Genomic DNA, 15,865 nt, shown 5'->3' with positions numbered 1-15,865 from the left:
GGCTATTGCTTTGGCCAATCTTGTTCATTCGTTGAATGGGAGAACGCGTCCTCCCCTGATTGGTGGCTTGCCTGTTGTTCTTGTTCAAGGGCACGAGTTGTCTCTGTATCGCCCTCCATTCGCACATAGTCCACTCCACTAACTTCTTGATTGTCCTCCGCTAAAGGCGTTTCTCTTTCTCGTTGCGCTTCAGGCGTTCGCTTTGCATAAGGGAGTGCTTCAAGGCGTTCATAAGGAATCGGTTGCCCTGTATCGATACAAATTCCGTACGTCCCTTCTTCGATTCGTTCTAGCGCTTCTTTGACGTCTTGAAGGCGTTTTTGGTCCGCTTCGTTAAGTGATTGTTGGATAACGCGGTCTTCGTATTCAGAAGCGGTTTCACCAATATGGTTATCGGCGCCCCGGGCAATGTCGCCGCGGCTGTCCGACATTTCGCCAGTGGTTCGTCGCTTCTTTGTTTCAAGCCCGTCTTTCATTTCTAGCAATTGGTGTTTTAAATGAGCAAGTTGTTTCTCTGTTAGTCCCATGTTTGTTAAACCTCCCTGGTACATCCTTATACTGCCTTTTTCCCGAAAAGACGGTTATGCAAACAATGAGAGGGCAATTGGCAGATTAGCAATGTCGTAGATTACAGGCAAAGCGACCAGCTATCAATGCCATCTGCATCATTACCTGAATTCAATCAATACAACGGATTGCTAAGACCTGGTAAGGGTCCTAGGTGTTGTTCGACTATGTTCCGTGCTAAAATAAAGAAAAACCTTATAAGCGAGGATGCATGATGACCAAACACCGGATCTATACAACGAGTGTCGCGAGCGTCTATCCCCATTATGTCGCCAAGGCAGAAAGAAAGGGACGCACCAAAGCCGAAGTCGATGAAATCATTTGTTGGCTGACTGGATATAGCGAAGAAGAGTTCGAAGCGCAACTAGAAAAACAAACAGACTTTGAGACATTCTTCGCGGACGCTCCAAAGCTAAATCCTTCGCGCCATTTGATCAAAGGCGTCGTCTGCGGTGTCCGAGTGGAAGACATTGAAGACCCGACGATGCGAGAAATTCGCTATTTGGATAAGTTGATCGATGAGCTAGCAAAAGGAAAAGTAATGGCGAAGATTTTACGGACATAAGCACACTACACAAAGAAACACCGATTCTATTAGACAAGAATCGGTGTTTTTTGCTGCATAAGTGAAGAAGCTGAAAGCTTGCAAGGCTTTGAGGTTTCCTTATTATTGAATCACACGTACTAACGTAAGCGCATCGCCGCTTTCGTGTTGGTCGAAAGCATAGGAGCCGTTGGAGTAGCGGTCAGCACGGCGATAGTCCTTTGGCGAGACCTCAATCATGTCTCCTTTTGCCGTTTCGATGGCAAACGTTTCATCTTGAGAGCGGACACGCTTGAGTCCAACTAATCGATGAGGGTTGTTTTTCAATTCCCTTAGCATTAACACGCCTCGTTTGGCGCGGCTTGACTTTTCAAATTCAGTAATGGCCATTTTTTTGACCGCGCCCCGATGTGTAGCGACGAGAAATTCAACCGAATCTTCAAGGCCAAATGCTTCGGCGCCAATGCAGGAATCGCCTTCCTTTAAATTGATTCCCTTTACTCCGGCGGCACGTTGGCCGACGAGGGAAACATCTTCTTCCGAAAACCAAAGTCCATATCCAGAGGCAGTGGCTACGAACAGTTCTTGCTGGCCGTCTGTCAAAAGCACGCGAACGACTTCGTCCCCTTCTTTTAGCTTTAAGGCCATCAGCGGTTTTGAATAGCGTTGGGCTTGGTATAAGTTTAACGTTGACCGTTTGGCCATCCCTGCTCGCGTAATAAAGAGCAAATACTTCGTCTCGGCAAACTCGCGAATGATTTGTGCAGCGATAATTTCATCATCGGCATCGATCGCAACAAGGTTAGCAACATGTTGGCCGTCGTCTTTCCAACGGATGTCTGGCAGCGAGTGGACAGGCACGTACAAGTAACTCCCCCGTTTGGTAAACAATAGCACCACATCGGTTGTATTTGCTTCTTGGGATAATAAGAGACGGTCTCCTTCTTTCATTCCTGGCCCATCCTGGCTAGAGGCTGAATAGGAGCGCAGGCTTGTCCGTTTGACGTAGCCTGCCTTTGTGATCGTCACGCGCACGTCTTCCGAGGCAATCAACATGTCCATGTTGATTTTGATTTCTTCAATTTCCGCTCGAATTTCGGTTCGGCGCGGAGAAGCAAATGTCTTCTTAATTTGGTTTAATTCCTTTTTAATGACGGAAATGAGTTTCTTTTCGCTGGCCAAAATCGCTTTTAATTCGGCAATCCGTTTTTCAAGCTCTTCTGCTTCTTTTTGAAGCGTCGTTATATCGGTATTGGTCAGGCGGTAAAGTTGGAGTGTGACGATCGCTTCTGCTTGTGGTTCAGTAAAGCCAAACTGGCTTTGCAAATTGGCTTTTGCGTCTTTTTTATCTTTTGAAGCACGGATCACAGCAATCACTTCATCCAAAATGGAAACAGCTTTCATCAGGCCTTCCACAATGTGGGCGCGGTCAACTGCTTTCCTAAGCTCAAATTGGGAGCGGCGCGTAAACACTTGCTTTTGATGGTCGATGTACGCTTGCATCAGGTCGCGCAGCCCCATTAACTTAGGTGTTTTATTGTGTATCGCTACCATGTTAAAGTGGTACGTCACTTGCAAATCAGTATTTTTAAACAGGTAATGGAGAATCGCTTCTGGATCGGCTTCCTTTTTCAGTTCAACGACAATGCGCATCCCGGTACGGTCTGTATCGTCCCGGACTTCAGCAATACCGTCTACTTTTTTGTCAAATCGGATTTCATCCATTTTTTTAACTAAGCTCGCTTTTACTACTTCATAAGGAATTTCAGTAATGACAATCTGCTTGCGGCCGCCACGCGTTTCTTCAATCGCTGTCCGTCCACGGACGACGATTTTGCCTTTCCCTGTTTCATAAGCTTGGCGGATGCCGTTTGAGCCTTGGACAATTCCGCCAGTAGGGAAGTCAGGGCCTTTAATAATTTCTAATAATTCATCAAGGCTCGTATTTGGCTTTTGCATCAACAACGTAATGCCATCAATGATCTCTGGCAAGTGATGAGGCGGTATGTCTGTCGCATAACCAGCCGAAATACCTGTTGAACCATTCACAAGCAAATTTGGAAACATCGCTGGCAAGACGACGGGCTCTTCAATCGAATCATCAAAGTTCGGGATGTAGTCGACTGTGCCTTTATCTAAATCACGCATCAACTCAGCGCTAATTGCCGATAGCCGCGCTTCCGTATAACGCATGGCCGCAGGTGGATCACCATCAACCGAACCGTTGTTGCCGTGCATGTCGATTAATTGTTCACGTACTTTCCATTCTTGGCTCATGCGGACCATTGCTTCATACACAGAACTGTCGCCATGGGGATGGTAATTGCCGATGACGTTCCCAACGGTTTTGGCTGCCTTTCGATACGGTTTATCGGCCGTATTGCCTTCATTGTACATCGCATACAAAATACGGCGTTGCACAGGTTTTAGTCCGTCTCTGGCATCAGGCAATGCCCGTTCCTGGATAATGTATTTGCTGTAGCGGCTAAAACGGTCGCCGATGACATCTTCTAAAGGAAGGTCGAGATAACGTTCTGATTTTGCCACTTACGCTTCCTCCCCTACTTGCAGATTCTCGTTTTCCAAAATATTTGTGTCCTCTTCTAGCCCAAAGGCAACATGGCTTTCAATCCACTTACGGCGCGGTTCGACTTTATCGCCCATAAGCGTGGCCACATGTTTCTCAGCCCGTGCCGCGTCTTCCAAACGGACGCGGATCAACGTCCGTGTCGCTGGGTCCATTGTCGTTTCCCATAGCTGGGTGGCGTTCATTTCGCCGAGCCCTTTGTAACGTTGGACAGTCGACCCCCTGCCGACTTTCTTTAACGCAGACTGAAGCTCGTTTTCATCCCATGCATACTCGACTTGCTCTTTTTTACCGCTGCCTTTGCTTACTTTGTATAAAGGAGGCAAGGCGATGTAAATTTTCCCTTCATCTATGAGCGGTTTCATGTAGCGATAGAAAAACGTAAGCAACAGCACTTGAATATGAGCACCGTCTGTATCAGCATCTGTCATAATGACGACTTTGTCATAATTGCAGTCAGCACTATCAAAATCGGCTCCTACGCCAGCGCCAATTGTATGGATAATCGTGCGGATTTCTTCGTTTTTCATAATGTCATCAAGCTTGGCTTTTTCGGTATTGATGACTTTTCCCCTAAGGGGAAGAACAGCTTGGAATTTGCGGTCACGCCCTTGTTTGGCTGAGCCGCCAGCAGAGTCGCCCTCGACCAAGTACAGTTCATTACGGGCTGGGTTCCGCGACTGAGCTGGCGTTAACTTGCCGCTCAGCAACACATCTTTGCGCTTGTTTTTCTTGCCGTTGCGCGCATCTTCCCTGGCTTTACGTGCAGCTTCCCGCGCCTGTGCTGCTTTGATCGCTTTTTTAAGCAACATCGTTGCCACAGCCGGATTTTCTTCAAGAAAATAACTGAGATTTTCCGAGACAATCGCATCGACAGCAGAACGGGCTTCTGGCGTCCCTAGCTTGCTTTTCGTTTGCCCTTCGAATTGCAGTTTTGCTTCTGGAACGCGAACCGAGACGACCGCCGTGAATCCTTCCCGTATATCCGATCCATCTAAGTTTTTGTCTTTCTCTTTTAAAACGCCAATTTTACGTGCATGTTCATTCATGATGCGGGTCATCGCTGTTTTCGCGCCTAGCTCGTGTGTGCCGCCGTCCCGTGTACGGACATTATTAACGAAAGAAAGCACATTTTCCGTATAGGCATCGTGAAATTGAAAGGAAAAGTCCATTTGGATGTCATTGGCGCTTCCAGAAAAGGACACGACTGGATGAAGCGCTTCTTTTCCTTCATTTAAATAGTCGACAAAGGCTTCAAGCCCCGTATCAAACTTAAACACTTCATGAAGTTCTTTTCCAGGGCGCTTGTCCGTTAATTCAATCTGGACGCCTTTCAATAGAAAAGCCGCTTCTCGAAGTCTTTCCGCCAATATTTCGCTATTAAACTGAATCGTTGAGAAAATGCCTTCATCTGGCTTAAAACGGACAGTCGTGCCTGAGGCGCGTGTTTTGCCTTTTTTCTCAAGCGTTGTGACCGGCTTACCGCCTTGTTCGAAACGTTGCGTGTATCGATAGCCATCCCGTTTAATCTCCACTTCGAGCCATTCCGATAAGGCATTGACAACGGAAGCGCCAACTCCGTGCAGTCCGCCACTTGTCGCATATCCGCCTTGGCCGAATTTGCCTCCAGCATGAAGGACGGTGAAAATGACTTCCGGTGTCGGCTTTCCGGAACGGTGCATGCCGACGGGCATCCCCCGCCCTTCATCCTCAATCGAGACACTCTGATCTTTATGGATCGTTACTTTTATTGTGCTTCCGTAGCCGCCGAGTGCTTCATCGACGGCATTATCGACAATTTCATAAACAAGATGGTGCAGCCCGCGCACATCAGTTGAGCCGATGTACATGCCAGGCCGCTTGCGTACCGCTTCAAGTCCTTCTAAGACTTGAATGGCATCCTCATTGTATTCCACGTGCTGTTTTGCCATTCCGTTCTCCCTTCCATTTATCTATAAATCGATTATACCATAACGAATAACAAATACGAATGTTTGTTCTGTGTAGGTGAAATAATGGCTTGCCCTTCTTCATTTTAACCATTGTTTTCCTGTATGCAACAGTTTTTTCTAATAGCACCTTACCATGTTTATCTTTGTTGTTGCAAATGCCTGGCTATCTTGCTTGACAAAATCAAGCCCGCATCATAGGTGCGGGCTTGCGCTCATTTAAACTTAGCATGCTCAACTTTGATGCAACGGTCCATGACCGTTTCGACCCCATGTGCTTGCAAATAATCATACGCTTCCTCGTTAACGACGCCTAATTGCGACCAAAAGACGCCAATACCTGCTTCGACTGTGTCTCTGGCAATCTCAGGGAGAAACTCGCTGCGGCGAAAAACGTTAACGAGATCGACTTCACCCTCAATATCGAGGAGTGATGGGTATGCTTTTTCACCGAGCACTTTATCGACGCGGGGGTTGACAGGGATAATCGTGTATCCTGCTTTTTGCATCGCCTCGGATACCATGTAAGACGTGCGTTCCGGATTGTCGGATAAGCCAACAACGGCAATGCGCTTTTTCGTATGAAGCAGTTCCTTAATTCGTTCATCACTTGGGTTTTTCATCTGTATTCACTCCTTTTCGTCTTTCAGTAGGCCTTTCTCTTGCAAAAACTCGCCTGCTACTTGATAAGGATCTTCGTCGTTAATGTCCACGCGATAGTTCAATTCAGATATTTCTTCGACAGAACCAAGGCCGGCGAGTTGGTTTAAAATCGACTCCAATTCAGGATATTCTTCAATCGCGGTTTTGCTTACTAGCGGTGCTGCTTGGTAAGGCGGAAACAACGACTGGTCATCTTCTAGAACAACCATATCATACTGGACAAGTTGCGGGTCTGTCGAGAAAACGTCGCTTACGTCTATGCTCTCGTTTGCGATCGCTTGGTAGCGAGTGGAAACGTCAATCGATGTGACGTGTTCAAACGAAAAGCCATACGCTTCCTCAAAACCAAGATAGCCATCTTGTCTGTCCATGAATTCAAAGCTGAAACCGACGTGAAGTTTAGTAGCGTAAGGGCTCAAATCGCTTATTTTCTTGATGTTGAGTTGTTCAGCCTGTTCCCGTGGCATCGCCAGCGCATACGTGTTTTGAAAGGCCATCGGCTCAAGCAACACGTCGCCGTATTCAGCAAGGAGGCCATCGCGTGCTTGTTCGTAGGATGTCCGTTCATGATAACTGAAATCTTCTGTTCCTAACAAATCACCAAGAACGGTCCCTGTAAATTCTGGATAGAGATCAATATCTCCTACACGTAAGGCGTTGAAGTTCACGCTTGTCTCACCAAGAGGGGCCACCACTTCAACCGTAAGGTCGGTGTCTTGTTCAATTAAGTGTTTATACATATTGGCGAGGATTGGTGGTTCAGGGCCAAGTTTTCCGCCGATAACTAAATCTGGTTCATCGCTTTGAATAAAGGAAGCGATCGGCGAAATCGCGACGATGGCAATGGCAACAAGGAGCACGCTCGCAAGGGGTTTATACGTTGTTCCTTGTGCATGCGCTGCTCGCTTCTCGCTGAAACGCAACACAAAATCGAGTGCTAGCGCAAGCAACGCAGCTGGAAGAGCGCCGAATAAAATGTATTCATTGCTTGTCCGCTGAATACCGGTCATAATGATTTGCCCAAGTCCGCCGCCGCCAACAAGCGCTGCCAGGGTGGCAGTGCCGACGATCAGAACCATTGATGTACGGATGCCTGCCATGACAGTTGGCATGGCGATGGGTAGCTCTACTTTCAGCAAACGGCGGTATGAATTCATGCCCATTCCTTTCGCCGCCTCGATCAGGGATGGGTCAATGCCTTTAATTCCTGTATATGTATTGCGCAAAATCGGCAGTAACGCGTAGGCAGTAAGCGCAATGATGGCCGGAGTCGTGCCAATCCCGACAAAAAGGACTAAAAAGCCAAGCAAGGCGAGCGATGGGATCGTTTGCAAGACGGCTGCAGTGCCGATCACCCACTCTGATATTCGTTTGTAACGAGTAAGCAAAATCCCTAGTGGCACGCCAATCGCCACTGCAATTAGCAAGGAAGCAAGCGACAATTGAATGTGTTCCCAAAATGCGCGTATTAGTAAATCTGAACGCTCTTGAAAAAGGTTCATATTAGATGTCCAAAAGGTAGCCATATCTTTGTGATGCATGCTTAAAGCGCGCGAACGCTGTCCTGCTTAAGCTAGCAGTTCTTCCCCATTTTGTATGCACGCGGACAGTGCTAAATTAAAGTGTTTTTAGGCTCAGTTTAGCCAAGTCTTCATAAGAAATGGTGCCAATTAGGTGATTTCCTTCCTTGACTGGAAGGGCTGGCACTCCTTGTTTTTGTAAAGCTTCAAACGCTTGCTCAAGCGTGCTGTCCCGATTTAAAGTCAACGGGTCATCAAGCAAAACGCCATGATAAAAAGCGCGGATTAGTTCCTGCTTATCGTTGATTTCATATTGCAACTCGGCTTGATTCGTGTTCGCTCTTTCTTTTACGTAGGCGCTTTTGTAGACAGGCATCATCACGTCTTTTAGTGGCAAGTTCCCAGGGGAGATTGTCCGTCCCATCATTTCTTTCACAAGGCTTGTACGCGGATTTTCCCTTAGTTCCTGGGCCGAACCAATTTGCACGATTTCCCCTTTTTCCATCACCCCAATGCGGCTGCCGAGTTTCGCCGCTTCTTCCATGTCGTGTGTGACAAACACAACTGTTTTCTGAATCGTTTGTTGCAATGCTTTAATATCTTGTTGGAGCTGGCTCCTCGACAACGGGTCAAGGGCGCTGAACGGCTCGTCCATTAACAAAATATCCGGATCAGCCGCAAGTGCTCGCGCCACGCCAACACGTTGTTGTTGACCGCCGGATAAATCACTTGGCATGCGCTCTCGGTAAATCTTAGGTTCAAGTCCAACTAAATCAAGCAATTCATCGACGCGCTTTTCAATCGTCGACTTTTTCCATTGTTTCATTTCTGGCACAATCCCAATGTTTTCTGCCACAGACATATTCGGAAATAACGCGATCTGTTGTAAAACATAACCAATGTTCCAGCGCAGTTCATGAATGTTTGCATGAGCAGTATGTTGGCCGCCAATGAAAATCGCGCCAGAAGAAGGTTCAATTAGACGATTAATCATTTTAAGGGTTGTGGTTTTCCCACAGCCACTCGGGCCAATTAACACAAAGAATTCCCCTTTTTCAACTTTAAAGGAGAGCTTGTTTACAGCTGTTGTGCCGTCGGCATATACTTTAGAGACTTGCTCAAAGGCAATCACGTTATACTTCTCCCCCTTATGATTAGGCGCTTTTTAGTTTATACCCGATTTTGTTTTTTTTAACCACAGCATCCCTTCCGAGGAATGAACAATCCCCGCAAGGTTGCCCCTGCGGGTTGTGGTTACGTGCGAAATGTGGCAGCGCCCGTTTGAAAGCCAGACTGGCCAATGTGTTGACCCCCATCAATCGTGATACAAGTGCCGTTAATGTAAGCCCCATCTGGAGACAACAAATACGAAGCAAGTTTGGCCACTTCTGTCGCCTTGCCAAAGCGGTTAAGGGGGATGCTTTTTACCGCTTTAGCATGAGCATGCTCATCTTGAAGCAGTTTTTCTACGCCGCCTGTGTTTTCAATCGGGCCGGGTGCAATCGCATTGACCCGTATCCCATACTGGCTTCCCCATTCGACGGCCAACGTTTTCGTCATCGCTAGGACGCCCGCTTTGGCGCTGGCTGAATGGACGACTCCTGGGCCGCCTGTCCATGCATAGGTGGCGACAATGTTGATGATCGACCCTTTTGTATCGTCAGCAATCCAGCGCTTTCCAACTGTTTGCGTGACATGCCACGTTCCATGTAAAACGATGTCAATGACCGCTTTCCAACCATTTTCGGACAAGTCTTCAGCTGGACATAAAAAGTTCCCAGCCGCATTGTTGACGACTCCGGTCAATGGTCCGAGCGATTCGTAAATCGCTGTTACCATCTTTTCGACATCAGCCCGGTTCCGCACATCGACTTCATAGGTCGCCACTTGACCAGGGAATGTTTCAATTTCCTGTTTGGCTTGCGTTAATTTGTCGCCATTTCGTGCACAAATGGCAACAAACGCTCCTTCCTCGGCAAACTGTTTAGCAATTGCTTTGCCCATACCACTGCTTCCACCTGTAATTAATAGGACAGGCTTGTCCATAACGGCCTCCTTCCTTCTCGCAAGTCGGCTTCCTCTCTCTTTTATTATGCTAAATGCGACTCGATAATGGAAGAGATATGGCTCAGAAACGAGGGATTTAACGTCGTGTTGGCGTCGAAAGACAAAAATGGCCGGTTAACACCACTAAGGTGTAACCGGCTTGTCTGTTTCTATGATGGTTTCATGGTTGCAATGATGATAACGGGAACATCCGCACTGAATGCCGATGACAATCGACACACAGTCATTTAAGAACCTAAATCTTCTCCATTTGTGGCAAGGACCTTTTGGTACCAATAAAAACTGTCTTTCTTCTTCCGCTCAAGCGTTCCATTTCCATAATCATCCTTATCGACATAGATAAAGCCATACCGTTTCGACATTTCGGATGAGGAGCAACTGACAATATCGATTGGCCCCCACGGGTAGTAGCCAATTACTTCCACACCATCTTTAATTGCTTCTTTTATTTGTTCAATATGGCGTTTAAGGAAATCGATACGATACGGGTCATGGATTTCCCCGTTTTCATCAACTTTGTCAAAAGCGCCGATGCCGTTTTCGGTAATCATAATCGGTTTTTGGTAACGGTCATAGTACAAATTTAAAGCTGTTCTTAATCCGACCGGATCAATCGACCAGCCCCAGTCGCTTGCTTTCAGCTCTGGATTTAATTTTGCAGAGTTCAGTTGCTTGACGCTCTCTGCATCAGAGATCCGTGTATAGTAATAAGAGAAGCTAAAGAAATCGGCTGTATGTTTGAAATCTTCCTCATCGTTTTCACCGAATTGAATATCAAGATTATTTTCTTCAAAGAAGCGGAACGCATAATTTGGATACTTGCCACGCATGAGAATATCAGAGAAATAGTATTCCATTTGATTGCGTTTGACCGTTGCCAGTACATCTTCCGGTTTGCAAGTGGCAGGGTGAGAAATGGCGTCAAAAAGCATCATGCCGATTTGCATGTCGGGATTTATTTCTTTGGCTATTTTCGTTGCTCTTGCACAAGCAACGAGCTCATTGTGTGCTCCCTGGTATTTGGCTTCCAATAAGTTTTCGACACGATCTGCTGGAATGCCGAGATGATTAAAGGATTCAAACGTAATTAGGTTAATTTGGTTGACGAGAATCCAATACTTTACTTTGTCTTTATAACGATTAAACAACACTTCACAGTAACGAACAAAAAAATCAATTGTTTTTCGGCTATACCATCCATTGTATTCAGTCGCTAAATGCAACGGCATTTCATAATGGGAAACAGTGATCAATGGTTCCATTCCGTTTATAATAATCTCATCAATGAGATTATCGTAGAATTTTAGCCCTTCTTCATTCGGTTCGGCTTCATCGCCATTCGGAAAGATACGTGCCCAGTTAATCGATGTACGGAACGAATTCATCCCCGTTTCTGCAAGCATGCGTAAATCTTCTTTATAGCGATGGTAGAAATCAATGGCTGTCCGTTTTGGATAGTGGCCTTCTTTGTCTTCGATGGCCGACTGTATGTCTTCTGTTGTTAGTTCCAAATTGGCTTTTTTCTTAATATCCACGCGATCCGTAAACTTGTTAATGTCTGCTACACAAAGTCCTTTTCCGCCTTCTAAATAAGCGCCTTCCGCTTGGTTTGCCGCAATCGCGCCTCCCCATAAAAAATTCTTCGGGAATGTGTCCGGGTTTTTTCTCATATTCATTGCCTCCTTTAATGATTGCGTCAGTCATCTACATGTGCGTTGCTAGCGAGGCAAGCTCAGCTGTATATGCAACCCATCCTTGTTTCAAAGCGTCTCTTCGTTTGTTTCAATCACGGTTTGATACCAATAAAAACTGTCTTTTTTTATTCTTTTCCGTGAGCCGTTTCCTTCGTTGTCGATATCGACATAGATAAAGCCATAACGTTTTTCCATTTCAGCTGAAGAGCAACTAACAATATCAATTGGTCCCCATGCGCAATAAGCAAATATTTCAACGCCGTCTTTAATCGCTTCTTTTATTTGTGCAATATGCTCTGCAAGATAGGAGATACGATAATCATCATGTACCTTGCCATCCTCGAGCTTGTCATACATGCCAAAACCATTTTCTGCAATCATGATCGGCACTTGGTAACGATCATAGTATTGACATAATGCGTGATACAAGCCTTTTGGATCAACGGCCCAGCCCCATGGATTGGCTTTAAGATGTGGGTTTTTGCTTACGTCGATCGGACTCATCCCATTCTTTTTTGCTGAAACCATGGAAGAGTAATAGTAGGAAATGGCGAGAAAATCCATTGTATTCGCTTTTAAAATAGGCGCATCTCCCACTTGTTCATTTAGTTCAATCTTGTTTTCTTGAAAGAAACGTCTCATATAACGAGGGTACTCGCCCCTAAATTGAACGTCTGTAAAAAAATACTGGAGGCGATTTCGTTTCATAGCCAACACGATATCATCAGGATGGCAACTCTCTGGATAGGCGGTGCAATCCGCTAACATTGTTCCCATCTGAAAATCAGCACTTATTTCTCGCGCTTTTTTAACAATCAGAGCCGACGCAACCATTTGGTTGTGAACAGCTTGATACCTCGCTTCTTCCATGTTCTCTACTTGGCTTTGCAAATCGCAACAGAATGAAAAGATTCGTGGTAGATTAAATTAATTTGATTAATTACAATCCAATACTTTACTTTGCCTTTATAGCGATTGAGCAACACTTCGCCATAACGGACGAATAAGTCAATGACTTGGCGATTATGCCACCGCCATATTGAAGCGTAATGTTCAACGGCGTTTCATAGTGAAGCATTGTAATAATTGGTTCCATCCCAAGACTTCTGATTTCATCGATTAACTGGTCGTAGAATTTTAGCCCTTCTTCGTTTGGCTCTGTCTCATCGCCATTTGGAAAAATTCGCGACCAATCAATCGACGTTCGAAACGTTTTAAAGCCCATTTCAGCAAGAAGTTTCAAATCTTCTTTATACGTGTGGTAAAAGTCAATCCCATGCCTTTTTGGGTAATAACCGACTTTGTCTTCAATTGCTTCTTTTATTTGTGCAAGCGTCCTGTCCGAATCATGGCTTACTTTTGTAATATCCTGATTGGAACGATAGCGGTGGGTGTCCGCTAGGCTAAATCCTTTGCCGCCAACGGCGAAAGCTCCTTCGGATTGGTTAGCGGCAACCGCCCCTCCCCAGAGAAAGTGTTTCGGAAAAGTCCCTTCATTTGAACTCATGATTGACCTCTCTTTCCGTCTATTTTTTCATCCAATCTTCTAAAGACCCGAATCAACCGTTTGGCTAGTTCATATTCGCTTTTCACGGTCATGAGTGTGTCTTGGGCATGAGCAAACAATAGCGAAAAAATCGATTCCTCTCCACGTGCTTCCTTTTGGACGGTTTCTGTTTGCAGCTTATGAGATGCTACGATATCTTTATTGGCTTTTTCTAATAGCTTCTCAGCGCGGTCATACTCTTCTTCTTCGCAACATTTTAATGCTTCCATCACATCATTACGGGCATCGCCTGCATGCAAAATCATTTGCATTGAGATTAAATTCAATGCTTCTAATTCTTGTTCTCTATCCACCATATCCAATCTCCTTTAATTGCTTTTCAGTTAAATTACTCTTCCGTTTCACTTAACTCTGATTCTTTCTTTTTCTCTTGAACATCGTACGCTTTAAAAAATGGGAAGAAGATGATAAATGCGACGACAAATAATACAATAGCTAAAATAATAGCCCGCCAATCTTGAGTTGCTAAATAGGAAGAAATCGGCATTGGCATATACCAAAGTAAAAATGTCTTCGTCGGAATGCTTACCCAGCCTAAATGCAGTACCCAGTATGTGATACTTGGGATCACAATCGCGGTAAGCCACATCGGAATCATTAAAAATGGGTTAAAGACAATTGGCGCGCCAAACATCAACGGTTCATTAATATTGAAGACGGATGGGATGATCGTCGCCCGACCAATTGCTTTCATACGCATCGACTTTGCAAGGAAGCACATCATAATGACGAGAGGCAACGTTGTTCCGACTCCGCCCATACTTGTAAAGGCATAAAGGGTTTCCATAATGGCGATATTGGATGGATTTCCTCCGGCCGCTGCTACTTGTGCATTTTCTGCAAGGCCTGATAAATAAACAGGATAAATGACCGGCATCATCACCCAAGCACTGATACCAAACGTATACAAGAACGCTGGAATGAATACAGATAAAACAAACCCAGGATAGCTTTGAACAATACTTGACAATGGTTTAAAAATCGCCAATATCACTTCAAAGAAATCAATATTTCCTTGAACGCCAATCAACCATCCTGACAGCATAATCAGCGTAATCGGTATCAGTGTGTCAAACCAAACAATGATAAAGTCCGGTATCGAGGAATCCTCGGAAAAAAATGAGTATTTCGAGAACTGGACAAGGACAAACCCAACAAACAAACCGACAATCAGCGACAAGAACATACCCGTTGCTCCAAAGCGATCGAGGATGAACTGGATTTTTCCATCCTCCAGGATGACGGGCGATAGTAAAAATAGATAAAGGGCTAGACCCGTTGCGCCTGCTACTAGCTTTTTATTATCGAGTTTCTTTTTTTCCATAATAAAGTATGGAATTAAGAAGGCAATGAATAAGCCAAGTAGACCGAATGTAAATGTGTTAATGAGTGAGAAATCTGGAAGCCACGAAGCGACATTATTCAATAAACTAACGATTGTAATTAACGAACCTACAAGAATAAGTGGCAGAACCGTCATTACCGCATCTTGGATTGATGAGATCCAAGGATTTTTCGTGATTTTATTTACCTTTGGGGTAAACGATTCGTTCATAAACGTCATAATTTTATTCATTTTTATTCACCCGATTCTAGTATGTTGGCAATAAGGTCACACGCTTTATTGCCGTCTAATGTCCCGTAAATGTTTTGCGGAATTACCGAGACTTTAATCGAATAACCGCTTACTTTTTCTCTTAATTCATCTTCCATATATTTTAAGTGAGGGCCAACTAGCAAAACATCGATTTCATTTAGATACTCTGACAATTGCGACTCGCTTCGTGCTTGGACAGACATTTCCATTCCTCTTTTCTTGCCTGCTTTACGAATGGCGTTTGCCATGAATCCACTAGACGCACCTGCACCACAGATTAGTAATACTTTTGTCATTTCTATTCCCCCTGAGCGTTATTGGTTTCGCTTACATGTTTAGTATGTCATTTGCTGATTGGCAAAACCAACAATAAAAGTTCCTAGCGATAGGAACTTTCTTCAGGAAAGGTAATCCGGCTTCCTATGGCTGTGTTGCTCGACTTCTAAGGAAAGTGAAGAGCTTTAACGAAAACTCAATAATTGGTCCTGTTAACAAAATACAAAAGATGGTACCAATACCAACCAAACCACCTAATAACATGCCAGTAGTAACTAACATTCCATCAATCGCCATTCTCGTTACCTTGATCGTCACGTTGAAGCGCTTAGAAAAAAAGAGCATTAATCCTTCCAGCGGACCTGTTCCTGTTTTTGTAAATAAAAAAAGCGCTGTTCCAACTCCGTAAATCAGTATGCCCGTCAAGGCAATAAATAAGTTCGGGATCGTATTCAACGATAGGATAGCCGGTAAATCGAGACTAAGAAACAAGTTAATGAAATACCCACAGCCAATACTAAAAATCAAACTTCCTACTCCAAAAAAGTCGCGGTTAAGCGCATAATTGACCACTAAAAATGTCAAACTAAAAATCTGACTCCCTGTTCCAAACTGAATCGGAATGAAATGTAGCATACCTAATAAAAACGTGCTTATGGGATCAGCGCCGATTTCCGCCACTAAAACGAGAGTAATCCCGAAAGCCGTCACAGCTGTGCTTATAACAACAAGGATATATTTTGTTAACGTTTGATTCATTACCATCTCTCCCTTATAAATCAGTATTTCACCCCGACATGAAGGAACCAACTAAAAAAGTTCCTATTTGTAGGA

Annotated in this window: 13 protein-coding genes and 1 pseudogene; 1 reads left to right on the top strand and 13 read right to left on the bottom strand. The window is 44.8% G+C overall.

The window, feature by feature from the left end; all coding sequences use genetic code 11:
* Positions 1-2 precede the first annotated feature (2 nt).
* Entirely contained in the window at positions 3-527 is a 525-nt protein-coding gene (locus BC8716_RS18270) for a TraR/DksA family transcriptional regulator (RefSeq protein ID WP_157730491.1), read from the bottom strand.
* Between the two features lie 254 nt (positions 528-781).
* Between BC8716_RS18270 and BC8716_RS18265 the strand changes: the two genes are divergently transcribed.
* Positions 782-1,132, top strand: a complete 351-nt coding sequence (locus tag BC8716_RS18265) for a DUF2200 domain-containing protein (RefSeq protein WP_094428016.1) — start codon at positions 782-784, stop codon at positions 1,130-1,132.
* Positions 1,133-1,234: 102 nt separating this feature from the next.
* On the opposite strand, the gene parC is transcribed toward BC8716_RS18265, so the two are convergent.
* From parC to BC8716_RS18205, 12 genes and pseudogenes are all read right to left on the bottom strand, one after another.
* The gene (gene parC / locus BC8716_RS18260) at positions 1,235-3,658 is read right to left on the bottom strand and encodes a DNA topoisomerase IV subunit A (protein ID WP_094428014.1); all 2,424 of its coding nucleotides are present in this window, start codon (positions 3,656-3,658) and stop codon (positions 1,235-1,237) included.
* Positions 3,659-5,629 (bottom strand): DNA topoisomerase IV subunit B, encoded by a 1,971-nt coding sequence (gene parE / locus BC8716_RS18255; RefSeq protein WP_094428012.1) that lies wholly within the window; start codon positions 5,627-5,629, stop codon positions 3,659-3,661. It lies immediately after the preceding gene.
* Between the two features lie 233 nt (positions 5,630-5,862).
* On the bottom strand, positions 5,863-6,270 hold the full coding sequence (locus tag BC8716_RS18250; protein WP_094428010.1) for a CoA-binding protein: 408 nt from the start codon (positions 6,268-6,270) through the stop codon (positions 5,863-5,865).
* Positions 6,271-6,276: 6 nt separating this feature from the next.
* Positions 6,277-7,851 (bottom strand): ABC transporter permease/substrate-binding protein, encoded by a 1,575-nt coding sequence (locus BC8716_RS18245; protein ID WP_094428008.1) that lies wholly within the window; start codon positions 7,849-7,851, stop codon positions 6,277-6,279.
* Positions 7,852-7,927: 76 nt separating this feature from the next.
* On the bottom strand, positions 7,928-8,962 hold the full coding sequence (locus tag BC8716_RS18240) for an ABC transporter ATP-binding protein (protein WP_094428006.1): 1,035 nt from the start codon (positions 8,960-8,962) through the stop codon (positions 7,928-7,930).
* Between the two features lie 122 nt (positions 8,963-9,084).
* Positions 9,085-9,876, bottom strand: coding sequence for a 2,4-dienoyl-CoA reductase (gene fadH / locus BC8716_RS18235; protein ID WP_094428004.1), 792 nt, complete (start codon positions 9,874-9,876; stop codon positions 9,085-9,087).
* Between the two features lie 248 nt (positions 9,877-10,124).
* A complete protein-coding gene (locus tag BC8716_RS18230) occupies positions 10,125-11,567 on the bottom strand; it encodes a glycoside hydrolase family 1 protein (protein ID WP_094428002.1) in 1,443 nt (480 codons plus the stop codon).
* A gap of 90 nt (positions 11,568-11,657) precedes the next feature.
* Positions 11,658-13,098: pseudogene (locus BC8716_RS18225) on the bottom strand (glycoside hydrolase family 1 protein).
* Positions 13,095-13,454, bottom strand: a complete 360-nt coding sequence (locus BC8716_RS18220; protein WP_094428000.1) for a PTS lactose/cellobiose transporter subunit IIA — start codon at positions 13,452-13,454, stop codon at positions 13,095-13,097. The pseudogene BC8716_RS18225 and the gene BC8716_RS18220 overlap by 4 nt, the downstream one beginning before the upstream one ends.
* 32 nt (positions 13,455-13,486) lie before the next feature.
* Positions 13,487-14,734 (bottom strand): PTS sugar transporter subunit IIC, encoded by a 1,248-nt coding sequence (locus BC8716_RS18215; protein ID WP_257253293.1) that lies wholly within the window; start codon positions 14,732-14,734, stop codon positions 13,487-13,489.
* A gap of 2 nt (positions 14,735-14,736) precedes the next feature.
* Entirely contained in the window at positions 14,737-15,051 is a 315-nt protein-coding gene (locus BC8716_RS18210) for a PTS sugar transporter subunit IIB (RefSeq protein ID WP_094427998.1), read from the bottom strand.
* Positions 15,052-15,175: 124 nt separating this feature from the next.
* Positions 15,176-15,790: a YczE/YyaS/YitT family protein gene (locus tag BC8716_RS18205; protein ID WP_257253297.1), complete on the bottom strand. Its 615-nt coding sequence runs from the start codon at positions 15,788-15,790 to the stop codon at positions 15,176-15,178.
* Between the last annotated feature and the right edge of the window lie 75 nt (positions 15,791-15,865).

The organism is Shouchella clausii, from assembly GCF_002250115.1.
Classification (GTDB): domain Bacteria; phylum Bacillota; class Bacilli; order Bacillales; family Bacillaceae_D; genus Shouchella; species Shouchella clausii.
The sequence above is the reverse complement of the archived record's forward strand: the minus strand, read 5'-3'. Positions and strand labels throughout refer to the sequence as shown.